Origin of the sequence: Psychrobacter sp. I-STPA6b (assembly GCF_020662265.1) — a bacterium.
In the GTDB taxonomy this organism is placed as follows: Bacteria; Pseudomonadota; Gammaproteobacteria; order Pseudomonadales; family Moraxellaceae; genus Psychrobacter.
In genome coordinates this window covers 152,487-176,300 of sequence record NZ_VEWM01000080.1, presented here as the reverse complement: position 1 = coordinate 176,300, position 23,814 = coordinate 152,487, and the positions used below count along the sequence as shown (strand labels likewise).

Genomic DNA, 23,814 nt, shown 5'->3' with positions numbered 1-23,814 from the left:
CAGTATCTTTTTAGACAAACAGCCCAAGCTATAAGCTTGGGCTGTTTGTTTTTAGTGAGCATCTAGGTATTATGTATTAGGAACAGACTGAATAGAAGTGGATACTTACTGTCCAATAATTTTGATATAAGCATTTGCTTTTAGTTCTTGTAACCAGTCTTCTTGTGCTTGTGGGGCTAAGCGTTGGAATAGTGCTTCACGAGCAAGGTTGCGGCGATATTGCTCGCTAACATCTTTTTTACGCGAGTCAGTGACTTGTAGAATATGCCAGCCAAACTGTGACTTGAAGGGTGCTGAAATCTCTCCTACAGGTGTTTTTTGCATGACTTCTTCAAATGCTGGCACAGTATCTCCAGCAGATATCCAGTCCAGATCTCCACCACGTCCAGCAGAACCAGTATCATCTGAGTAGGTCGAAGCCAGTGAGGCAAAGTCACTACCTTGATTTAGTTGGTTATAGATATCATTGATTTTTTGCTGTGCTAGAGCATCGTTTTGGCGTTCATCTGTTTTGATAAGGATATGGCGGACATGCCACTGAGGAATAACCAACTCATCACTATTACGCTTATCTGTTAGTTTAATGATATCAATACCTTGAGGTGTCATTTGTGGTTCAGTGACTGAGCCAATAGGTAGGTTTGCAATGGTTGATGCCAGCTCAGTAGGTAAGCCTGCGGCTGGATGATAACCCATATCGCCACCTTGTAGTGGAACAGGATAGTTTATATTTGGGTCATTACTGACAGCTTCAATGGCTTGCTGTGCATCATCTGTGTTTTGTAGCGCTGTACGTACTTGCTGAGCAACTTGTAGTGCTTGGGCTTTCTGTTGATCAGAAATTCGGCTGTAATCATCAATATAAGGAATACGGATATGAATGGTACGATATTCACTTTGTTCCAGCTTTTTGCCTTCTGGGGAGGCAAGATAAGCGTCAATATCTTGGTCAGTGATATGAACTCGACTCATCACTTGGCGTTGTTGTAACGCGCGCAGTGATTCTTCTTCGATAATTTGTTGACGTATTTGAGCGTAACGGCCAGGTTGTTGAGCATCGAGACGTTGTTGTAATTCTGCTAGGCTATTGAATCCTTGTGATTGTGCTAATGCTTGTAAGCGTTGATTGACTGCATTAGCAGATGGACGTATACCAGCACGTCGAATAATATCTAGTTGTAGCTCACGTAGGATAAGTCCATTTAGGACTTCATTTTGTAGCTGTGCTAGAGGAGGTGGTGTAGCTCCAGATGCTCTGATATTCTGTTGGGCTTGTTGTACTGCTGAGGTTAGTTGGCTTTTTAAAATAGGGGTGTCGTTGACCAGTGCAATAATACCATCATTACTATTGTTTATAGTAACGGATGGTTGCGTATTTTGAAGTGATGAGTTGTTGTCTACTTGGGTTTCGGCATGCGCTGAGAATGAGCCTAGCATACCGATACTAATAGCCAGTGATAAGGCATATTTTGTATGTGTTGCAAGGTTTGGGATACGGGTCAGTTTGCTCGTTAATGTCATCATGATGAGTATCTGCGTCCTATGTACAATGTAAGTGGTTAGAAATCTAAATCTATAATCGCTGGTTGCTCAAGATATATAATATTAATATCTGTTGTTAAGGCAACATTTTATAAACAGTTAGGAGTTATTAAAAGAGTCTTTACTCTTTCCAAAACTTATCAACTGGCTCAAATCCCAGTATCTTATTAGACAGTATGCGAGTCATCCGACTGTCACTGTTACTGCCGAATCCATTGATACGAAACTCAGCCATAATAGCACGTGTTGGGTCTTTATCAACATTCAAGTCATTATAATAGCTACGCCCATAAATAGAAAATCCATAACAGCAGTCTTCATAGTCGACACCAATAAAGGAGTCAATCATTTTATGATTACGACTATCATACTGCCCTTGTGCCAGTAATCGCCATTTATCATTGATTGGAAAGACGGTAGAGGCAGTAATAGCAGATAAGGCAGATTGGTTAGTTAGGGTGTTGCTATGGCGTTGAATATAGCCCAGATTAAATAGACTGCGTGGTGTTGGTTGGTAGCGTATCTGGGTGGTGATAAAGTTAAGGTCATTGTTAGGTTTGAGTGCGCCATTAAAGTCAAACCAGAAGTTTTGGTAGGGCTGGGCGCTACTATTCCATACAATTCCTGAGTTTGAGCCCGTAAATGTAGGGGCATTAGCCGATAAGGTAACCCGTGCATCATCTAGATAAATCTGCTGTCCAATGCTAGCATCATAACGTGTCACGCCCATTGCGTCGATGTAACGATAGTTAATACCTGGTGTAATAGAGTGGTTATCAGCTAGGCGATCGTAACCTAAAAACCAGCTGTCCGCAAAGAGCTGTGAGTAGTTGATGGAGGCAATACGAGTATTAAAGTTTGGTACGTTGTTTTGGTCACGGTAGGGAGCGTAGACATATTTAAGGCGTGGGCTAAGTAGCTGGTAGCCACCTAAAGAGTCATCAAACCACTGAAATGGTGAGCCAGATTGGAAAAATGTTAAGCCAGCATCGATACTATATTTTGGTACAAATACAGACTGGCTAATATCATCTTTAGCAATGTTGTTATCTAGCCGGCTGGTTTCATCATAGGCAGTGTATAGATGCTGTAGGCTGACACTTGGTGTTATATAGCCCCAAGAACGTTGTAGTGGGTAGCTGGCACTAAGCTGATTATAGACACGGACACCACTTTTTTCATTTTCAGAGCCATCATTAATAGATTTTTTAAAGTAAGCAGAGTTATGAGTGCCAGTAATATTTAGATTATTAAACCAAGGTAAACGATAATCTATAGCTAACTGAGGTAAGCGCGAATAAGGTTTATCTTTATCTAATACAGGATTACCATCAGAGTCTACAGCATCAAGGGTTTGAAAAGTTTCAACTCTTAGCTGTCCTGATAGGTAATCATTGTAATAATTAACTTCTGCACGACGAGGTAAGTTAATGTCACTGTTCGTTGTACCTAAGTCGTCAAAGTCATCAAGATACTTTGAGTCAGAAACATAGTTATATACAGCATTAGCTGTCAGATGAGCAATATCACTAGATGCCCAGTTATGCTGAAAAAATATCCCTTGGCGGTCTTTATGATGATATTGTTTATCATGTGGTAAGTAAGAGGCTGTTAGTTCACCTTGACCATAATGCTCAGTTAAATAACGAAACTCTCCTGTTAACATTGGATTACGGTTACTAAAAACTTGTGTGGTCAGGGTAGCATCATAGTTAGGGGCAATATTGAAATAATAAGGAACGCTGACTTTAACGCCACTTTGTGTATCAATACTGGCACGAGGTAATAAAAAGCCACTACTGCGACGACTGTCAATGGGGAAGTTAAAATAAGGTAAATAAAAGATAGGCACATTACCTAGGCGAAATGTGGTATCAAATGCTTCTCCTCGTCCTGTCTCTGTATCTAAGTCGATTTGTTGAGCTTCCATTTGCCATTTACGGTCATTCGGTGGACATGTGCTAAAGATGACTTTATCCAGTTGGTACAGGTTTTCTTCAGGATGATTGAGCTGTTTAGCATAGCCATGTGCCTGCATTGGTATACTTGCAAAGGCGACATTTTGTGCTGTGGCTTGTCCATCAGACTTATAGGCTAAATGTTCTGCAATGCCAATTAAGCCGTTATTATTTTGAGTATCAGTCGTTGTTGCTGATGTATTTGTGGTGGTATCTGTATCTAAAAATGAGGCACTGTCTGTAAATAGCACGTCACCTTGTGCTTGTCCAATACCTTGATTGGTATCAAAAACCAGCTTATCTGCTTCAATATATTGCCCACCTTGGATGACTTTGACATCTCCACTAAGCTCAATATAAGAAAGGTTGTCATAATAGCCATAGTCTGCTTCTGCAAAAAGTGGCAGTTCGGAGTTTTTTGGTGCAGTTGTTTCAGCATCATTGTAAGGCAGTACAAGTCCATCTTGTTGCTCTGCACGCTGTAGGGCATTTTTATAGTTTGATTGTAGCTTGGGTATGACCCACACACCTTGGCAGCGCCCGCTACTATAAGGTTGACGGTAATAGATATTTGGTGCGATAACAGGGTTAAATGTACTATCTTTTGTATCTAGTTCTGAAGTTGTTGTTTCTTCACTGATGGTTAAAGCATCTGCGCTTGAGGGGGTGTCAGTTGGTTGTTTAAATTGATAAAACTCTGCCAACCGCTCTAAGCTACGCACAACATCATCAGAAGATAGTGACTGGGCGAGTGCTTGTTGTTGCGTTATCTTTTGTGACGCTTGTTGTTGTATTGATGGTTGAATAGGCGATGGCTGTTTGTCTGTATTGATGTTAGTTTCAGTATTAGTCGCAATGTTGTTTTCAGTGCTGTTAGCTTGAATATGGTTCTCTATTTGCGATTTGTCCGATTGCAGGTAATGTCCATCAGAATAGGGTGTTGTGTTAGTAGATGTTTCTACTAAGGTAATAGGTGTTGAAATATCAACAGCTTCTGCTGTCATAGATTGCTGAGGTATCGCTTGACTAGATGGGGTGCTATTATTTTGTCGTAGTACTAAGTCATTTAAGTCGTCATTTGAACCATTGGTTGGTATGTTATTCTCATTATCATCATGGCTTAAAAAGTCACTTGATGTATCATTAGGCACAAGTGTGCTGTCCATAGCGTGAGCATGGCTTGGTGGTATCAAAAGTAAGGAGATGGGTAGACCTACTGCACTAACTTTTAATGCCATTAAGGCGAGTCGGATACTGTGGTAAAGCGGTGAGTAAAACAAAAGTACCTCATTGGATAGATAACGAGAGGACTATATCATAGTCAAAAAATGCTAAATCAGCTACACTATGACAGCATTCTACTACAAAATTACTGAAAATATCGTCAAAGAATTGCAAGTTTTGTTTGGGGTTAAAGTTACCCTAAGTGTGTAAACTTTATCTGTATTTGTCACCAGATTGGCTTATCAGATTAAACGCATTAGCATCTTCACCATTTATTCAGTATCTGTATCAATTATTATAAAGGTATCTTATGTCACAAAATACTTCATCAGCCTCTAGTAATTTTTCTGTAGAAGCTGATTTACATACTCAGCGTGTGCAACAGCTAACAGATTGGCTACAATCAGTCTTTGTAGACCAGCCATTTCGTCTAGAGTCATTACCTGGAGATGCCAGTTTCCGTCGTTATCATCGCTTATATCTGACGCCAACCACTGAGTCAATAGATGGAGAAGTGGTAGAAGAGGTGCGCTATATTATTATGGATGCACCACCTGAAAAAGAATCCATTACAGAGTTTGTATTAGTAGATGAAGTTTTTGCTTCAGTGATTAATGTGCCAACCATTATTGCAAAAGACTTATCGCAAGGATTTTTGGTGTTGCAAGATTTTGGTACAACAGAGTTTGCACATTTATTGCGTCAGTTTCCACAGGTGTCTGTATCTGTCAACGAGCAGTTAAATAAAAGCATTGACGAGTACTATCAATGGGCAATGCAAACTTTAATTGATTTGCAGGAGTTGTCTGTTCAGGTGGCACAAGAGCAAGCACAATTGCCCTATTATGATGATAAAAAACTTTGTGAGGAAATGGCATTATTTACAGATTGGTTTTTGCCTTATTTAAATATCAGTATGCCCGAGCATATACAGCAAGCATGGCGACAGATGACCCAATGGTTGGTAGAGAATATTCGTAATCAACCACAAGTGGTGGTGCATCGTGATTATCATAGTCGTAATTTGATGTTAGATAGAGAAAACCCTGAAGAACTGGGTGTGATTGACTTTCAAGATGCGGTTATTGGTGCTTATAGCTATGATTTGGTCTCTTTAGTTAGAGACGCTTATGTGAATTGGGATGAGTCGACTATTTCAAAATGGATAGAAGACTTTTGGAAGATGCAAAAACAAGCTGGTTTGCAAGCAGCTGATGATGTGCAGACCTTTTATCAAGATGTCAATATGATGGGTGTGCAACGTCACTTAAAAGTTTTGGGGATTTTTGTACGTTTGGCACAACGCGATGGTAAGTTGCGTTATCTTGCAGATATTCCAAAAGTAATGAAAGATTTACGTTTTGAACTAAATTGGTTGCAAGAAGAGACTCAGGCAAGTGAGGCACTAACATTATTTACTCAGTGGTTAGAAAATGACGTTGTTCCAATATATGAGCAAAGTTTTACTTTATAGCATATCTTTGAGGTGTTGTATTTAGCCTAAGTAAATATTATTAAATTATTAATGAAGGAACTATTATGTCTATTTCTCAAGCCATGATTTTGGCAGCTGGCAAGGGGACACGGCTGTTACCATTGACAGAAACAACGCCAAAACCTTTGGTTACAGTTGGTGGTCAGCCTTTAATTGTTTGGCATATTAAGGCATTACAAGCAGCAGGTATTACTGATATCACTATTAATGTGTCGTGGTTGGCAGATAAGCTGATGCAAGCGTTGGGTGATGGTTCAGCATATGGTGTGCGCCTACATTGGTCAGTTGAAGAGGGGGAGCCTTTAGAGACAGCAGGTGGTATCTTTCATGCCTTACAAGCTGGCAAGCTACAGGATGCGCCATTTATCTTGGTCAATGGTGATGTATGGACGACATATGATTTTCATCAATTGGTTGATTATGAGTTGCGTGCTGATCAGATGGCACATTTATTGATGATTCAGAATCCTGCCCATAACCCACAAGGAGACTTTGCGATTCAAAATGGCTTGGCAAGTGAGACTCTCATTGGTGATGGTGAGAAGTATACCTTTTCTGGCATCAGTGTTATGACGCCAAAACTGTTGCAAGGTCAAGTGATGGGACAGGCAATGCCTTTGGCACCGTTGCTTAAAAAAGCGATGTTAACGTTTCAAGTTTCTGCTGAGCTTATCCATGATCAGTGGATAGATGTAGGAACACTGCAAAGGTTAGAGCAAGTGAATCACTATATTGAACAATATGGTGCTAAGGAGCATTTGGGGCATTGTTAGTTGTTTATATGTTGCTATATTGTTTCTAGTATGTTTTTTATGAGGTGGTTTGTAATTTTTCTTTGTTTGTAATTATCGAAACTCATCTAAGATTTTCATAAAATTATTTAGATAATTTTATGAATGAATCATTTCATTATCTTGTAACATTTATTTAGCTACTAATTTTTATCATTAGTAGCTTTTCTTTTTATCAACTCAGGTTGATAAAAAATATCTATATCCACTATCTATATTAGTTTTATCGTTCAAAAACAACCGATAATACCATGTTTCTAAGTGTTCATAAATTTATTAAGAGTTCTAATTTTTAGCTTTATCAGTCATGATCATTTTTTTATCATAAAAATTCGCTATGGCTCTTAATAGATGATATATAACTTTTTGATTATTCAGTGAATTTCTAGTTTTTTCAGGCGTTAATAGTAGAAGGTATTTTGAATACTATTAAGTTTGGCTAATATTTACTGTGGATGACATTTGCTAACTTGTGACTAACTTGCTATGGTAACGATTCCGTAACATAGAGGTAAAGAAATGGATGAAGTAAAAGTTGGTCGTTTAGGGCCTTTTCCACGGGTGAGTAAACCTGTGTTTATTGTATCTACAATATTGATTGTTGGCTTTATTATTTTTGGAGCATTGTTCTCTGAGTTAGCTGGCACGTTATTTACGACAGCCCAAGGATTTATTACAGATAAGTTTGGCTGGTTTTTTATTATTTTAGTGAATTTGGCTATATTGATGTGTGTCTATCTGGCTTTGAGCCATTATGGTGATATCCGTTTAGGTCACCAAACAGAGACACCTCAATACAGTTTAGCTTCATGGATTGGCATGCTGTTTTCTGCTGGTATTGGTATTGGACTATTATACTGGGGAACAGCAGAGCCTCTGTATCACTTTATGGCACCACCTATTGGTGAGGCTGAAACCGCAGAAGCGGCTAAGCAAGCGATGAATATCTCTTTTTTACATTGGGGGTTACATGCGTGGGCGATTTATACCATCGTTGCATTAGCACTGGCATATTTTCATTATCGTCGTGGTTTACCATTGTCTATCCGTTCGACCTTATATCCTTTGATTGGTAAAAAAATCTATGGCAACTGGGGGCATACTGTCGATGTTTTAGCAGTATTTGGTACGATGTTTGGTGTGGTCACTTCCTTAGGGTTAGGTGTGATGCAGATTAACTCTGGTTTTGAGAGTCTGTTTGGTCTTCCTAATACACTAGGGGTTCAGATTGGCTTAATTGCATTTATTACTTTTATGGCGATACTGTCAGTGATGATGGGACTCGATAAAGGTATTAAGCGTTTAAGTGATATCAATATTTTTCTAACAGTTATCTTATTAGGCTTTATGGTCGTATTAGGACCAACACAATATATCATTGATAGTTTTGTCGAAAATATCGGCAATTATATGACAAGTATTGTGCCACTCGGATTTTGGAATGAGGCTTATAGTGGGACAGATTGGCAGTCATCATGGACAATTTTCTATTGGGCATGGTGGGTAAGTTGGTCACCATTTGTGGGTGTATTTATTGCACGTATTAGCCGTGGTCGTACCATTCGTGAGTTTACATTGGGTGTACTATTGATACCAATGACCATTTTATTCTTCTGGTTTACCGTATTTGGTGGTGTCGCTGTGCATATGGAGCTTTTAGGTAACTATGGCTTGGTTGAAGCGGTACAGAATGATTATGGTAGTGCCATCTTTAAGTTGGTCGAATACTATCCATTGACTAAGCCGATTACTTTATTAATTGTTGTGATGATTATGCTTTGGTTTGTGACTTCATCTGACTCTGCCAGCTTTGTCATCGACATGCTAACGGCAGGTGGTGATACCAATCCACCTAAGATTCAGCGCTTATTCTGGGCATCCACAGAAGGTGTGATTGCTGCTATCTTATTAGCGGCTGGTGGTTTGGGAGCATTGCAAGCTGCAGCCATTGTTGCAGGTTTCCCATTTGCTATCGTAGTGCTGGTGATGATGTATGCATTGTTACGAGCATTAGGTCGAGACCGTCTGGTGTTGTATCGCAATAAACAGCGTTATATTACCGATGAGTCCGCAGAGCATAATTCAGCAGATGAGTTTGTTGATGAGCATTTATTAAAAGGACCGCCAAAGATTGTCGAAGGTGATTAATTTGGGAGTCATCAACAGTCTATAAATACACATAAAAAATCCCCTAGTATCAATATACTGGGGGATTTTTTATATGAGTAAAACCTTTTCACAACTGCCATCTGACTTAACTTGCCACGCTGTTTGGGTTTCAACTTGCAATGCAGTTAATACCCTACAGCCATAGGCAAAGGTATCAATACAGATAATTCCTTCTTGTTGCTTGACCTGACCATCTCGCTGCTCACTATGACCACAAATGATGGTTTTTCCTGAAATGTGCCTGCTATCAGCTTTTCTAAGTTTTCGCCAACGCCAGCCTTCATCGCCTTGTTTTTCTATACTGATATCAGCTTTGGGGGTGGCATGGCAAAAGATAAAATCTGCCGTTTCATAATAATTGCGCAGTGACTCAAGCCAGAATTTATATTTAAAAGGGATATTGGTTATCTGTTCAAGGCTTGGCTCTAATCCAAATGACTGCATTGCCTCTAAGCCACCATAACGTAGCCAAAACTTTGCTGTTTCTTTATCACTCATACTGCCCAGCATCATCTCTTCATGGTTGCCTTTAATGACAATGACATGGCACTGTTTTTCAAGACTCATCACACAGTCTAAAACACCCTTGCTATCTTCACCTCTATCTACCATATCCCCCAAAAATATCAAGGTATCCTCTTGAGTAGGCTGAATATGGGCTAATAGTGATTCTAGTAGGGTTAGGCAACCATGAATATCACCAATGGCAAAGGTGCGAGACATCAGTTTTCCTTTTAACTGGATATATAAAAAAGTTAGCAGTTAAATTTACAAATAGGTTTTTAACAGCAATCCCAATTATAAACCAAGCGACTAAAGTCTTTGTTCTTTAACTCATCAGGGGTAATAAAGAAATTGGCAACGCCAGCATCTCCCCAGCAGATATCAGCTTTAAAATCACTGTCAATTTGTAAGAATAATATATGCTGTTGTAATCCTTCAGTATCTTCACGAGGATCTTCTTGGGCAAAATCAGGATATCCTAGTAATTGATGTCCATTTCCTATATGGGTAAAATCAGTATAGGTTTGATAAACATCATCTGGATTTTCTATCTGGCTTTCTTCAAAATATTGCCATATACCTTTGTCTTTTAATACATCAATATTTTTTGCATATTTTCCAAACTCATGACAATTGATTGTACAAGGTTGACCTTCTTTTTTAAATGTAATGGCAAGCTCATCGGTATGGTTAAATGGCAAATAATAGTCGTCATTCTCACTGGCTAATTTCCCAAGCTCAGCTTTTGCTTGCTCCAAAGCTGTTTGGTCAATTGGCAGTGTTATATCTTGCCAAAAGCGTACTTGATAGGCTTCACTGGGAAAAGGGTTGTCGAAATCTGCGCCATATAAGTCATCTTCACCATCAATATAAATCTGTAAAATTCCTGATTCAGGCAAAGGTTGTGGCAGTTGTGATAAATCCACCGCATCAGCTATTTCAGCAAAATTAATCTGTGCCAATAAAGCCAGTGGTGTGCCATTAGCTTTGCTTGGATAAGATTCATTTTCTGGTAGGTAGCCAAATCCCCCAACTTTACTGGCGGTTAGGGGCAACTCTTTATCCACTTTTTGCAAGCTCATAGAAACTATATTTACTTTACTTTGCTCAAGCAAGGCTTGCATAGGGGCAGGTAATTTGGCTAGATTTTCTTGGTTGCTCATAATAACTTCCTTGTTATGAAGTTTAGTAAGGTCAGTAATCTATTGTGTTTATCTGCCTACTTGTTTAATTGCACGTATTTATCAAAGTTTTGGGCATAATCCTCTAAGTTATCGCTCAGCATTTGTCGATACTGTTTGGCATAAAAATCAATGATTTCTTCTTTTTCTTTGCGCAGGTCATCACCTTTTACAAAGCCAATAGAAGCCACCGAAGCACTATAACGGGCGGCGGCATAAAGTAGTGATGCACCGACTTGACCAGAATGAGAGTCAGGACTTAGTTGACTATTTGCCAGCTCAATGATGGCATCAGCACGTTGATAAAATGCCTGCATTTCTGGGGTAATCTCAACGGCAGTTTGATGTTCTTCTTTTTTAAGGTTTTGGCTATTTGGGTTTTGTTCACTCATGGCTTTATCCTTCTACTAAGTGATTAAATGGGGTAAATTTAGACACAAAAAAACTGGATAGATTTTATCATATCCAGTTTTTATTATTCATCATTAAGGTTAATAAAGTATCAATCAGGAAGTGAATTAATACCTGCATCAGCTCTTAACAGTTCAGCTCTATCGGTTTTTTCCCAAGTGAAGGCAGTATCGCTGCCTTGACGACCAAAATGCCCATAAGTGGCTGTTTGTTGATACATAGGCTGTAATAAGTTGAGCATACGAGTGATACCGTAAGGACGCAGGTCAAAATGCTGACGGATTAACTCAATGATGGCATCTGTGCTGATTTTGCCTGTGCCAAAGGTATTGACTGAAATGGAGGTGGGTTCAGCAACACCAATGGCATAGCTTACTTGTACTTCACAACGGTCAGCAAGTCCTGCAGCCACAATATTTTTGGCAACATAACGTCCTGCATAGGCAGCACTGCGGTCAACTTTTGAAGGGTCTTTGCCACTAAATGCACCGCCACCATGACGAGCCATACCGCCGTAAGTATCAACGATGATTTTGCGACCTGTTAAGCCTGCATCACCAACAGGACCACCGATGACAAATTTACCTGTTGGATTAATATGATAACGGGTATCAGTATGTAATAGATGTGTAGGAATAACTTGCTTAATGATTTCTTCCATCACTGCTTCTTGCAAGTCTTTTTGTGAAATACTGGGGTCATGTTGGGTAGATAACACCACCGCATCAATACTGGCAGGTTTATCACCATCATATTTTAGGGTCACTTGAGCTTTAGCATCAGGGCGTAACCAAGGTAGTTGTCCTGAGCGACGAAGCTCAGATTGACGCTCCATCAAGCGATGTGCAAACTCAATCGGTGCTGGCATGAGTACTTCGGTTTCGTTACTGGCATAACCAAACATTAAACCTTGGTCGCCAGCCCCTTGGTCTTCAGGATTACTACGGTCCACCCCTTGTGCAATCTCTGGTGATTGTTTACCAATCATGTTAATCACTGCACAGGTTTCACCATCAAAGCCTAAGTCTGAATGCTGATAACCAATACCTTTAACAGTGTCACGTACGATACGCTCAATATCAACATTAGCTGTCGTCGAAATCTCACCTGCCAGTACAACTGCCCCTGTTTTTACCAAGGTTTCGCAGGCAACACGAGCGTGTAAATCTTCACGCAAAATGGCATCAAGTAGGGCATCGGATATTTGGTCAGCCATTTTATCAGGATGACCTTCACTAACAGATTCAGAGGTAAACAGTTGGTAATCACGCATAAGGTAAGTCGCTTAATTGGTTGATTTTGATGGTTGTTTTAATGCAAGCTTAATGTAAAAGGGTCGCAAACCATCGTTATATTTTATAAGAAAAATTGCCCTATTTTACTCTGAATAGAGCATAAATTCCACTGAAAGCGATTCAAGCTAATGATAAGTTATCTCAACACACATGCTATTTACTGTTAAAGCTTGCTATGATGATGACAAATATATATTTAAAGAGTTTTGTTATGCAAAAAAAGGATTATGATGCAAGGTTGGAAGCAATGACAGATACGCCTTCGTGGTTACTGAGGCTGGTGAAACCTGATGTTTATCATATACAGTTATCTTTTAATAAAATAACGGCGACTTTATACAAAAAAGAAGGTATCCAACAAACACATGATACTTTGGCAGATTTTAGTAATCCTCGTCTTATAATTGCTGATTTTGAATTAAGTGTGAAAGTGATGACCGATTTATTTAGGAAGTTTAATAAAAGAAATCGCTTTGTTAATTATATATTTGTAGATGTATTAGAGGAGTTAGCAGGAGGGCTGACAAAAATAGAGCAAAAAGCTATTATTGAGATGATTATGACAGGAGCAATGAAAGCTAAAATGCAAATTAGTCCACCCATCATTGCGTATCAAGGGGATATTGTATATCAGGGTGGTAGTAGAAATATGATGTAGGCTTGAACTTTGAAAGTCTTTATTTCATTTTAATATCTGAGTTCGTTGCAATGACTTTGGAGATGTATCATTTTATCTCACTGGTAAAACTCATCTTGTAGGCTGTCTTCATTCCAGCGATATTCAATGTCATAAGCAACTTGGCGGGCGATATCTAAGCCGTGTCTATCAGCAATAAATCCCAATGCCATATCCATACCAGCACTGACCCCTGATGAGGTATAAAATTTGCCATCAACTACCCAGCGAGCTTGAGCAACCCAGTTTACTTGTGATGATTGACTGATGACCCATTGCCAAGCGCGTTTATTTGAGGTGGCTTGTTTGCCATCTAATAGCCCTGCTTTTGCCAACAACGCACTGCCAGTACAGACACTCAGTATCCAATCAGCATTTTTAGCAAGATAGGTTAGGGCTTGTAAAAACTGTTTATCATTTACCAGTTGTCGTGTGCTTTGACCACCAATGACCAATAAAATATCGGTTGCATATTCTAGGTTATCAATGGCTGTGGTGGTTAAGGTAACATTATGTTGGTTATGAATGATACCACCTGAGAGTGAGGCAAATTGGATACGATAATGCTCAGGCAATCTACCGAACATTTCAATGACCCCATATAAATCGAGGGTTTCAAAGTCATCAAAAACTAAGGCAGTGAGGGTTTGCATAGAGAATTCTTTTTTTGAGCAATTTGTTTATTTTTCTAACTTTTAAAAATCTATCCTTTATAAACCTATACTTCCACAAACTCTGCCTTATCCTTAAACATACATTCTTCATAGACAGGACACGCCCCACATTTTGGCGTACGGGCTTGGCACGTATAACGTCCATGTAATATCAAATAATGGTGAGCGTCAACAATAAATTCTTCTGGAACACGCTCAAGCAACTTTTTTTCTACCGCCAATACCGTTTTGCCTGTTGCCAATCCTGTGCGATTACTCACCCGAAAAATATGTGTATCCACCGCCATTGTTGGTTGACCAAAGGCAGTATTTAGCACCACATTGGCGGTTTTGCGTCCGACCCCTGCCAGTGCTTCAAGCTCTTTGCGAGTTTCAGGTACTTGGCTGTTATGCTTATCAATTAACATCTGGCAAGTTTTGATGATGTTTTTGCCTTTGGCATTATATAGTCCGATGGTTTTGATATATTCCTTTAAGCCGTCTTCACCCAATGCCAAAATGCTCTCAGGGGTATTAGCAACAGGGAACAGTTTGCGAGTGGCAATATTGACGCTGACATCGGTGGCTTGAGCAGAGAGTATCACCGCAATTAACAGCTCAAAAGTGCTGTTATATTCAAGCTCGGTGACAGGCTCATCAATGGTATCAGCCAGTTTTTGAAAAAAAGGACGTACTTTAGCATTTGCCATACGTCTTGATGGTGGGGTATCGGCGGTCTTGTGTTTAACGGCTTTACTCATAAGGATTTATTATACAGTTGAGTTGGCTAATTAAAGGGTAAAATGATGAGGCTCACTTAACTAAAAAAGCTATCTGGCTATTTTATTTAAGTTAACCTATTTCACCTATTGGAATTGACGACTTTTCGATTTGCTCTAGCTGTGCTTGCAGTTGCTCAAGTTCGGCTTGTTTTTTGGGATTGGCACGCACCGATAGCTGTTTTTGCAGTTTTTTGATTTTGGTGCGTAGTTTGGCTTGCTCAATGGTGTTTTTGGCTTGTGCCTCGTCAATATCAATGCTTTGACTGGTAGCGTTGTTCAGTTTGGCTTGTACCATACTGACCACAGGTTTGGCGTTGGCTTTGTCCTGCATTTGCTTGGCAACTCGGTTTAGGTGAGTGTGGTAACGACCCCGTAAATGGCTTTGTTCTGCCATCCGTTCTTGTTCACTTGGTGCTCGCTCAATTTCTACTAAGTCAATGCAATCAACAGGGCAGGGGGGCAGGCAAAGCTCACAGCCAGTACATAGGTCAGTAAAAATGGTGTGCATGTGTTTGCCAGTACCAACGATGGCATCAACAGGGCAGGCAGGGATACATTTGGTACAGCCAATACAGTCATCTTCACGAATGATGGCTCGTACTTCAGTGGGACGTTGGGTATCTGGATTGGTCTGCCATTTGGAAGGGACTGCTTCAAGGTAAGAACGCCCTAATATATCGGCAATATGGTCACTGACAGGTTGCCCACCAGGGACGCATTTATTATGTACCTCATTTTGCATGACAATGGCGGTGGCATAAGGCAAACAACCATCAGGGTGGTCGCACAGTCCACATTGGGTTTGTGGTAGGCAAGCATCTATTTGGGCGATAAGTTGCTGTTGGTCTAAAGAGGCTTGCGATAGTTGCAGTTCGTCAAACAAAATGGGTAGATTTTGCAGACGAATCAAGCCTAGTGAGTTTTGCTCACAACGCTCACTATTAGCACTTTGTGCATTATTTGCAGTGCTTGTATGTGTAGGTAGGTTTAAGGTTGTGATGGTATCTGCATCTGTGTTATTGGGCATAACATAACTTTATATGATTTGGGTTCTGGCGTAGCGAGCTTACAGTAAGGTGCATGGCTAGAAAACATCAGATTATAACAGAAATTGCAATATAACAGAAACTGAAAGAAAAATGGTGAGCTAAGAGTTACTAGCTGTTAGCATGTTTGAACCACCATATCAATTAACTGCCGAGCAATTGTGCCTTTATCAGGAACTCTAGGCAGATTATTAACATCAAAAAATTTCGCATCGCTTAGCTCTGCTTGCTCAATGGTAATATCCCCTGACTCATAATCGACAATAAAACCCAGCATTAGATTGGACGGATAAGGCCACGGTTGACTGTCAATATAGCGGATATTATTAATGGATACGCCAACTTCCTCCATCACTTCACGGTGTATGGCTTGTTCAAGGCTTTCTCCCACTTCCACAAAGCCTGAAATCAAGGCATACAATGGGCTTTGCTCTGGGCTACTATGGCGGTGATGATGAGCAAGCAAAATTTGTGGTTGGTGGGTGGTAGGATTGGTGCGAGTAATGGCGATAATCACACAAGGCTGAATACGTGGATATTGGTGCAAATGACAGCTAGGGCAGACCATCGCAGGTTCACCGCTAGAGTGTTGCTCAACGGCTGTGGCACAGCGACTACAAAACTGGGTTTCATCTTGCCAGCGTAATAGTTGCATGGCATGGGTAATGGCCGTGATTTCATTAACAGTAAGCTGAGTTAACAAGTCTCGATAAGGTACAAATTGAGCATTACTATCCCAAGTAATACCCTGTTTTTTAGCAAAGGTAGTGGTGATGGCCTGACTTACCTGAGTAAAAGCTCCCATATCTTTAGCCCCAATTTGAGACAGATTCAAAGCGACACTACCTTGTGATGATTTAAATATGGGTAATGAGGCAATATAGGGGCTATAACCTGACTTCGTAGGTAAGCATAAAACCGTATCTTGTTTAAAGATAATGGTATTGGCAGGCTGGGTTTTTGAAAGTTGGGTAGTTGACGTAGGCACGATTGATATCCAATAAAAGTATAAAAAATATGGTCAAAGAACTACTAAACAGTGACGCTGTTACCAAGGTGTCGTTGTTTTAGTCTTCTTCGAACATATATGGAATAAGTTGAAATAAGTGAAATAGGCTGACATCAACTAGATATCAGCCTATTTTTAAAATTATCAAGCTTTTTAACTTAAAACCTTGGTCGGAGATAACTAAGTAACACTAATCATCTTTAGGTCTTAGTACTTATGTACGATTAAGCAACAGCCATTAGTTTATTTAGACTACGATGACCTATCGTCATTGCTTGTGTACCTACTGGATGAGTATGCTCTAGCCCTTCTAAATGATGATCAATTGCCATCATAACATCGGCAATATAAGATAGAGACTCAGAGCTAACGACATTGCTGTCATTGACAACATGACTGTCCATATAGTTAGCAAGACGAGTCAGCATATTAGCACCATCTTTTAGACCTAGGAATAATACAGCACCAGCAACTTGGCGAATCATCTGTGGTGTATTTTGCAGATTTAGGATATCTTTACGATCATCTGCAATATATTCATTGATGGCTTGCTCGACTGTGGCAATGGCAATGCGACTTTCTCGAACTAATGTTTCGTAAGAAGTATCTAGTTGATATAGTGATATGTTGGGGTTGTGTAGAGGTAATCTAACCGCACCAGGTGTGTGTGACTTCGCCATTTGGATAGACGCATTTTCAGCAACCATCAATGAGCTTAATAGCGCGTCAAAATCCTCAGGTGTTGGCGTTTGCCATTGTTTGACTGCTTCTGCTGCTGATTTTAATGCTTGACTGGCATTTGGCAGACTTAATAAAGCCATGACAGAACCAAGGCTATCTAGTTTTTGTGAGATTTCTAAGACATCATCCTGTGATGGATTGGCACTGTCTGCTCGTACAAAGGCATCTACTTTATCTTTAGTTACATTAATTTCTGCTTGGATTAGCTCATTTAATGTGTTGGTTACTTCACGATTAGGACCGAATAAGAAGCGCTTCATCTGTTCACGTTGCTCATCACTTAATCGGTTAACAGCATATTGTTCTTTAAGCTTTTCAGCTAGTTCATGTTCTCGTTTACAAGCAAAGCTAACTAAATCTGCAAAGCGTTTATCTGTTGCTGGTAGATAGTCATGGAACTGTTGCTCAAGATAGATTAATGTGCGTTTTTGTGCATTTGATAGTGGCAAAATGTCTTTTAGATTGCGTGTTGCGGCGGCCGCAGATTGCCAAAATAAGCAGTTTGACTGCTGTGCTGGAATGGCACAAGCCTCAGCCATACCTGATAGCTTTTGTTGCTCTTGCTCACTTAGGATACCATCATTTTTTGATAGAGCGACTTCAAGTCCTGCACGATATGCAGTAGAGAGTAGCTGAGTATTAAGCTTTAGCTTAGATAGAGGTTGATAGTTCTGTTCTGGATTTGCGATGGAAACACTTGAGTGGCTGTAAATGCTAAAGTTTTTCTCATCGATTTGTTCTCGACCGACAGCTAAATTGAGGCGGTTGATAACAGGTACTAACAAGCTGGGCTCTAAAGTCTCTTTTAATAGTACAAACTCAATATAACGGTCTAAGGTCATGATGCCTTCTGAGATGTCTAAAATTAGCTCATGATCTGTATTATCGCCTGCATCATATAATGACTGCATACTTACAGCAATAACTTCTGCAAGATCACTTGCACCATCTAAAGAGATAAGATCTAAAACCGAGGCAAGTTGTGTGATAACTTCTATAGAGTCTAGTAGTAGCGGTGCTTGAGACTCATCATCGTTAAATTCGCTAAGATGTGTTTCTGCATCTTTAAGTGCAGTATCAATCTCTTGCCGTAATAAATGTAGGGATGGTAAGTCAAAGTTGGTTGTACTTAAAGCTTGTGGGGCGTTGTTTGCAGTTAGCATAATTGTTGATCCAATAAAAAGCAAATATAGTTGTATATCAATATCTATTAGGGGTGATGAGCATTCAGTTCTTATCTTGACATCAGTTTATTATCTTATGCTGATGCTATGATTATAATCGAAAACAATTCATAGAGTGTATTTTTGTGATATACACGCTCTATTTTTGATGGTTATTCATAAATACTTTTAATAAACAGTATTTATTGATTGCGTTTATTACACCATGATGCCACGATAGATTCAACCCCAGCGAGTTAATAACTCAGGGTAACGTTCTGATAGACCACTTAGCCAGTTTTGGTGAGCATTGTCATCAGTGGGCGAAGAAATAAGTTGACTGGCAAGATGGGCAAAAGAAGCATGGCCACCACCTGTACTATCACTCACAGTATCTTCATCAATGGCAAGAGAAACCTGACCACCGGTCATAGCAAGATAAACTTCTGCCAAGATTTCAGCATCAAGTAATGCCCCGTGAAATGTTCGGTCTTGTTTTCCGACATTTAGGCGACGCACCAGTGCATCAAGGGTATTTTTTTGTCCGGGGTATTGGTGTTTGGCAAGCATTAATGAGTCGGTGACTTGTATGGTTTGTACAAAGTCAGTCAGACCTACTTTATCAAACTCCATGCTTAAAAAGCTAATATCAAATGGGGCATTATGTGCAATAATCTCTGCACCTGCCATAAAGTCATAAAGCTGTTGTGCAACTTGCGAAAATGTTGGTTTATCTGCCAAAAATGCTTCAGAGATACCATGAATACGAATGACTTCCTCGTCCATACCACGCTCAGGGTTGATATAGACATGCAGTTTTTCTCCAGTGAACTTACGCCCAACCAGCTCTACAATACCAACTTCAATAATACGGTCACCTTTATTAGGGTCTAGTCCCGTAGTTTCTGTATCCATGATAAGTTGACGGTCATTTTCATGTCTATTATGTGGGATAGGTAATCGCGGTTTAAAATTTGGGTTGGCACGGCTGGTATCGCCATCAAAAGGTGTCTCTATGTCTATTGCTTCTGGCTCAGAAATGGTCGGTGCTGATGTGACTGGCTGACTGATATGGTCATTGTTAACAGTAGGGTTAATATCTGGCTCAGATGCAGAGATATCAGACATGGGCATATCCTCTATATCTGATAAACCAAACCCAAGTGGGTCACTATTTATCCAGTCATCTTGTGCTTGTGGTATTTGTGATTCAGTCATGGTGTTGGTTAATGTTGGCTGGCTGTTGTCTGTTTGACTATTATTTGGCTTGTCAATAATAGTTGATGCCCCTTTGTTGGCAAGCTCATCAGCTTTCTCATTGCCCTCATGACCAGCATGGCCTTTGACCCAGTGCCATTCAACGGGACGAGACTGACACAGTGTGTCTAGCTGTTGCCATAAGTCTTGATTAGCAACAGGTTTTTTATTGGCAGTTTTCCAGCCTTTTTGTTTCCAGCCAGCTATCCACTGGGTGATGCCATTTTTGACATAGCTGGAGTCTGTCCAGATTTCTAAAAGATGCGTTTTTGGACTATGTTGTAAAGCTTGAATAGCACCCATTAACTCCATACGGTTATTGGTGGTATTGTCTTCACCACCATAAAGCTCTTGTGTATTCCCATCAGCAAAAACTAAATACGCACCCCAGCCCCCTGCACCAGGGTTTCCTTTACATGCACCATCGGTAAATGCCAGTGTGGTATTGGGTTTTGCAGTAAGAACAGACATAGAGCCTCATTTAAGCTATCAAAAAAATCAGATTTAGGCAGATATTGTAACAAAATTGCTGGCGTAATAAATTTATTAATGGGTATGATTGATATTTTTGTGTCATCAGATGTCATCTAAAAACCCAAAATTGCTTGCAAATTTTGTTAAAATTCTCGTTTACTCTTTAATATAGATTTTTTATGATGGCATCAATCAATCGTTACCTTTCAGTTTTATCATCAGTCTCCCCAAAACTTATCAGATACGCTACAAAGCCTCTGGGTCGTATTTGTGGATTAACTGTCGTTGTGATGGTGAGTGTGCTGAGCGGATGTGATGACACAGAGCATCAAATTGTTGAGACAACATCGACTGCAAATAGTCCAGAAGTATTGCAAAAATTTGAGGGGTGTTATGCAGTTGTGCATAACTCACCAGCACAAATTAAGATTAGTCAGCAGGCGGGTCAGTGGGTCATGCAAATGAAAGAGCCTGCTCGAGCTAAGCGAGTGTGGGATGATCCTGAACGATTAGAAGTAATGGATATTAAACAGGCAAAAAGTTACTTTCCTATGGACATCAAGCATGTCACAGCAATGATTGGACGACCTGATAAGAAACTTGTTTTAGCACAGGTTTCTAGTGCATATCAAAATACTAACCCGCTTGTGGATAGTCAGTTTTTTGTTTTTATTCATCAAGGTGAAAATACCATTTATCAAGTACCATGTGATGATGTAAATATGGATTTGCTAGCCACACCACAGACAAATATTGTGATTGAGCAGGTTCAGTAATCAGGGTCTACTCAAGGTTGAGTAAGTGGATTAAGTGAAGTGAGTAAATAAGAGCAAAAAAATATGGAGGTAATGTGGGCTTTGTAAACTATTTATTATTAGGAACGTTGGCATACGCATCTGGCTGGGCAGTGCGGGTATATGTATTAAGCAAAAAACCTGCGCCACAAAATCCCTATAGCTTGACCCATCCTGTGATTGTTCGCTATTTGGCTGTATTTTTTGCCATTATGATGGTGGTTTCATGGTTGATAGGTCAGTTTATTTTAGGACATACCCGCATTGATGTGATATTTATTTTAGTTAACTCAGCAGTGGCAACGTTTGTATTTTCATTTGGTCTTAGTCCTGACCATGCCGACTACAATGTACCCGATTAGAAGAATTTAGAAAAATATGGCTTGGATAAGTTTAGTTTTGATGTTTATCCTATCCTGAAAAATATACCCTCTATGAAACTTCATATATATTTTGGTTTCTTTTGAGAGGTTGCTGAGCTTTTTATGAATATAGATAGTAATAAAAAAGGCTTCCAATTGCTTGGAAGCCTTTTAGTATATGGTACCCGGAGCCGGACTTGAACCGGCACGCTATTTCTAGCGAGGGATTTTAAATCCCTTGTGTCTACCAATTTCACCACCCGGGCAAAACTTGTTTTATCTTTAACCAATGTTATTTATTGGTTATTGATAAGTGGGCGCTATTATAAATGCTTATAATAAAATTGCAATGATAATTTTTAAAAAAATTCAGTTTTTTATCAAAAATTTTATTAAAAGATATCAAATGCCCAAATTTGCTTAATATTTGGAGGCTGGAGCCGGAATCGAACCGGCGATCATGGAGTTGCAGTCCAGTGCATTACCACTTTGCTATCCAGCCATTTGAGGCTGACTATATTAACAAATATATTATAAATTACAAGTGGTTTTTGCAATTAGATGCAGGTTTTTTATAGATGGCTGAAATTTAGTGTGATTTTCAGTACAATAGCAAGGATAAAACCTGTATTGGTTAATGTGATGTCCTATGGTTATATATATTTTTTTTGTGGCATAGGGCATTCATGTGATGTTGATAGTTATGATGTTTGAATATTAGGCTAATAATAGCGAGGATAGGGGATAGTATGACTGCAATAAAACTTGATGGTAAGGCGCTTGCTACACAGATTGAACAAGAATTGAGTGGGCGTGTACAAAGCATTATTGAGAAAACAGGACGGACACCAATATTAGCAACCATTTTGGTGGGTGATGATCCTGCTTCAGCCACATATGTACGTATGAAAGGCAATGCCTGCCGTCGGGTGGGTATGGAGTCTATTAAAGTTGAGATGCCAACTGCAACCACGACAGATGAGTTATTAGCCAAGATTGAAGAGCTGAATAACAATCCTGATGTGCATGGTATTTTGTTACAACACCCTGTACCTAGCCAGATTGATGAGCGTGCTTGCTTTGATGCGATTAGCCTAGAAAAAGACGTTGATGGTGTCACTTGTCTTGGCTTTGGTCGTATGAGTATGGGTGAGCCTGCTTATGGTTCATGTACACCACAAGGTATCATGCACCTGCTGAATCATTATGATATTGAGCTGGCAGGAAAAAATGCAGTGGTTGTGGGTCGTAGTGCGATTTTGGGTAAGCCAATGGCACAGATGCTACTCAATGCCAACTGTACAGTAACCATCTGCCATTCTAAAACACAAAATCTTGCAGAGCATGTGGGACGTGCAGATGTCATCGTCGGTGCAGTGGGTGTGCCTGAGCTGATTAAAAAAGATTGGATTAAACAAGGTGCTGTGGTAGTTGATGCGGGCTTCCACCCTAGAGATACTGGAGGGGTTGGTGATATTGAGCTGGCAGGTATTGAAGAGGTTGCCAGTGCTTATACACCAGTACCCGGTGGTGTGGGTCCGATGACGATTAATACGCTTATCCGGCAAACGGTTGAGGCAGCAGAGAAAGCTGCTGATATTCGATAGAATATAGCTTATAGTTTCTAATATTTACAGTAGGCTTGAGCCTCTCTTTATTTTATTAAAATAAAGAGAGGTTTTTATTAAGAAATATTTATTATTAAATTAGATAAAGTCTAAAATATTATCAAAGTAATACTATGAAAAAATATAAATATCATGTTTTATCTATTATGGCGTTATTAACTGTTTCATGTGTTAACCTTAACAATACAAATCAGAATTTAGAAGAAATAGCCTTTGAGCAGTTTATTTCAGGACAAAGAGTAGATATAGGTATTCAGCCTATCCAAATATTAGAAGATGGTTTTGATGTGACCAATGGTAAGTCCCCTGATGAGTCTAGTGCGGGAGGGGCTATACTTTATCAAACTGTAGAGGTATTTAAATTACAAAATGGTCGCTGTCTGTCCTTAACCACATTGTTTAATGATTCGGGTGTGGGTGGTTACCAAAGTTTTATTGTTTTTAAAAATAATAATATTATCAAAAGTTTACAAAGGAAATTTGCTACTGAGTATATCGAAGCTAAGTTTCCATCATATACTATAGATTCTTATTATAAAGAGATTGATGATACGCAAAAAGTGAAAGATATTCTGCAACAAGACTTTGGTAGATATAAATCCAACTTTAATAAAGAAGTTTTGTCTGGTTGTCAGTAACTCACCTTTATTTGGGCAGTA

General features: G+C 39.6%; 20 protein-coding genes and 2 tRNA genes. 8 read left to right on the top strand and 14 right to left on the bottom strand.

What is annotated here, in order from left to right; genetic code table 11:
• Positions 1 to 105: 105 nt before the first annotated feature.
• Together FHK88_RS10605 and lptD are read right to left on the bottom strand one after the other, a co-directional pair.
• Complete coding sequence (locus FHK88_RS10605) at positions 106 to 1,524, bottom strand: peptidylprolyl isomerase (protein ID WP_227430718.1); 1,419 nt, start codon at positions 1,522 to 1,524, stop codon at positions 106 to 108.
• Positions 1,525 to 1,663: 139 nt separating this feature from the next.
• Complete coding sequence (gene lptD / locus FHK88_RS10600) at positions 1,664 to 4,780, bottom strand: LPS assembly protein LptD (protein WP_227430717.1); 3,117 nt, start codon at positions 4,778 to 4,780, stop codon at positions 1,664 to 1,666.
• 254 nt (positions 4,781 to 5,034) lie between these two features.
• Between lptD and FHK88_RS10595 the strand changes: the two genes are divergently transcribed.
• The 3 genes from FHK88_RS10595 (at position 5,035) to FHK88_RS10585 (ending at position 9,158) form a co-directional block, all read left to right on the top strand.
• A complete protein-coding gene (locus tag FHK88_RS10595) occupies positions 5,035 to 6,198 on the top strand; it encodes an aminoglycoside phosphotransferase family protein (protein ID WP_227430716.1) in 1,164 nt (387 codons plus the stop codon).
• A 65-nt stretch (positions 6,199 to 6,263) separates the two neighbouring features.
• Positions 6,264 to 6,992, top strand: a complete 729-nt coding sequence (gene murU, locus FHK88_RS10590; RefSeq protein ID WP_264480661.1) for an N-acetylmuramate alpha-1-phosphate uridylyltransferase MurU — start codon at positions 6,264 to 6,266, stop codon at positions 6,990 to 6,992.
• A 537-nt stretch (positions 6,993 to 7,529) separates the two neighbouring features.
• Positions 7,530 to 9,158 (top strand): BCCT family transporter, encoded by a 1,629-nt coding sequence (locus FHK88_RS10585; protein WP_227430715.1) that lies wholly within the window; start codon positions 7,530 to 7,532, stop codon positions 9,156 to 9,158.
• A 69-nt stretch (positions 9,159 to 9,227) separates the two neighbouring features.
• Here the strand turns inward: FHK88_RS10585 and FHK88_RS10580 are convergent, their stop codons facing one another.
• The 4 genes from FHK88_RS10580 to metK form a co-directional block, all read right to left on the bottom strand.
• Positions 9,228 to 9,902, bottom strand: coding sequence for a metallophosphoesterase family protein (locus tag FHK88_RS10580; protein ID WP_227430714.1), 675 nt, complete (start codon positions 9,900 to 9,902; stop codon positions 9,228 to 9,230).
• A gap of 59 nt (positions 9,903 to 9,961) precedes the next feature.
• A complete protein-coding gene (locus FHK88_RS10575) occupies positions 9,962 to 10,846 on the bottom strand; it encodes a YwqG family protein (protein WP_227430713.1) in 885 nt (294 codons plus the stop codon).
• Positions 10,847 to 10,902: 56 nt separating this feature from the next.
• Positions 10,903 to 11,181: a DUF3144 domain-containing protein gene (locus tag FHK88_RS10570; protein ID WP_413680504.1), complete on the bottom strand. Its 279-nt coding sequence runs from the start codon at positions 11,179 to 11,181 to the stop codon at positions 10,903 to 10,905.
• A 185-nt stretch (positions 11,182 to 11,366) separates the two neighbouring features.
• Entirely contained in the window at positions 11,367 to 12,548 is a 1,182-nt protein-coding gene (gene metK / locus FHK88_RS10565) for a methionine adenosyltransferase (protein WP_227430711.1), read from the bottom strand.
• 233 nt (positions 12,549 to 12,781) lie between these two features.
• On the opposite strand from metK, the gene FHK88_RS10560 reads away from it, so the two are divergent.
• Positions 12,782 to 13,228: a hypothetical protein gene (locus tag FHK88_RS10560; protein ID WP_227430710.1), complete on the top strand. Its 447-nt coding sequence runs from the start codon at positions 12,782 to 12,784 to the stop codon at positions 13,226 to 13,228.
• A gap of 77 nt (positions 13,229 to 13,305) precedes the next feature.
• Here FHK88_RS10560 and FHK88_RS10555 read toward each other — a convergent pair whose 3' ends face one another.
• The 6 genes from FHK88_RS10555 to dnaQ form a co-directional block, all read right to left on the bottom strand.
• Entirely contained in the window at positions 13,306 to 13,899 is a 594-nt protein-coding gene (locus FHK88_RS10555; RefSeq protein ID WP_227430709.1) for a DJ-1/PfpI family protein, read from the bottom strand.
• A 65-nt stretch (positions 13,900 to 13,964) separates the two neighbouring features.
• Positions 13,965 to 14,660, bottom strand: a complete 696-nt coding sequence (gene nth / locus FHK88_RS10550; protein ID WP_227430708.1) for an endonuclease III — start codon at positions 14,658 to 14,660, stop codon at positions 13,965 to 13,967.
• A gap of 91 nt (positions 14,661 to 14,751) precedes the next feature.
• A complete protein-coding gene (locus FHK88_RS10545) occupies positions 14,752 to 15,708 on the bottom strand; it encodes an RnfABCDGE type electron transport complex subunit B (RefSeq protein WP_227430707.1) in 957 nt (318 codons plus the stop codon).
• 137 nt (positions 15,709 to 15,845) lie between these two features.
• Entirely contained in the window at positions 15,846 to 16,715 is an 870-nt protein-coding gene (gene nudC, locus FHK88_RS10540) for an NAD(+) diphosphatase (protein WP_227430706.1), read from the bottom strand.
• A gap of 245 nt (positions 16,716 to 16,960) precedes the next feature.
• Positions 16,961 to 18,640 carry a hypothetical protein gene (locus FHK88_RS10535; protein ID WP_227430705.1) on the bottom strand — a complete coding sequence of 560 codons (1,680 nt, stop codon included), beginning with the start codon at positions 18,638 to 18,640 and terminating at the stop codon, positions 16,961 to 16,963.
• A gap of 243 nt (positions 18,641 to 18,883) precedes the next feature.
• On the bottom strand, positions 18,884 to 20,368 hold the full coding sequence (gene dnaQ, locus FHK88_RS10530; RefSeq protein WP_227430704.1) for a DNA polymerase III subunit epsilon: 1,485 nt from the start codon (positions 20,366 to 20,368) through the stop codon (positions 18,884 to 18,886).
• 182 nt (positions 20,369 to 20,550) lie between these two features.
• Here dnaQ and FHK88_RS10525 point away from each other — a divergent pair, with 182 nt between their 5' ends.
• Together FHK88_RS10525 and FHK88_RS10520 are read left to right on the top strand one after the other, a co-directional pair.
• Complete coding sequence (locus tag FHK88_RS10525; RefSeq protein ID WP_227430703.1) at positions 20,551 to 21,147, top strand: hypothetical protein; 597 nt, start codon at positions 20,551 to 20,553, stop codon at positions 21,145 to 21,147.
• Between the two features lie 74 nt (positions 21,148 to 21,221).
• Positions 21,222 to 21,527 (top strand): hypothetical protein, encoded by a 306-nt coding sequence (locus FHK88_RS10520; RefSeq protein ID WP_227430702.1) that lies wholly within the window; start codon positions 21,222 to 21,224, stop codon positions 21,525 to 21,527.
• A 179-nt stretch (positions 21,528 to 21,706) separates the two neighbouring features.
• Here FHK88_RS10520 and FHK88_RS10515 read toward each other — a convergent pair.
• Both FHK88_RS10515 and FHK88_RS10510 read right to left on the bottom strand, forming a co-directional pair.
• Positions 21,707 to 21,793: transfer RNA gene (locus tag FHK88_RS10515), tRNA-Leu, on the bottom strand.
• 162 nt (positions 21,794 to 21,955) lie between these two features.
• Positions 21,956 to 22,029, bottom strand: a tRNA-Cys gene (locus FHK88_RS10510).
• 247 nt (positions 22,030 to 22,276) lie between these two features.
• On the opposite strand from FHK88_RS10510, the gene folD reads away from it, so the two are divergent.
• Together folD and FHK88_RS10500 are read left to right on the top strand one after the other, a co-directional pair.
• The gene (gene folD, locus FHK88_RS10505; RefSeq protein ID WP_227430701.1) at positions 22,277 to 23,134 is read left to right on the top strand and encodes a bifunctional methylenetetrahydrofolate dehydrogenase/methenyltetrahydrofolate cyclohydrolase FolD; all 858 of its coding nucleotides are present in this window, start codon (positions 22,277 to 22,279) and stop codon (positions 23,132 to 23,134) included.
• 134 nt (positions 23,135 to 23,268) lie between these two features.
• The gene (locus FHK88_RS10500; RefSeq protein ID WP_227430700.1) at positions 23,269 to 23,793 is read left to right on the top strand and encodes a hypothetical protein; all 525 of its coding nucleotides are present in this window, start codon (positions 23,269 to 23,271) and stop codon (positions 23,791 to 23,793) included.
• The last annotated feature ends 21 nt before the right edge of the window (positions 23,794 to 23,814 follow it).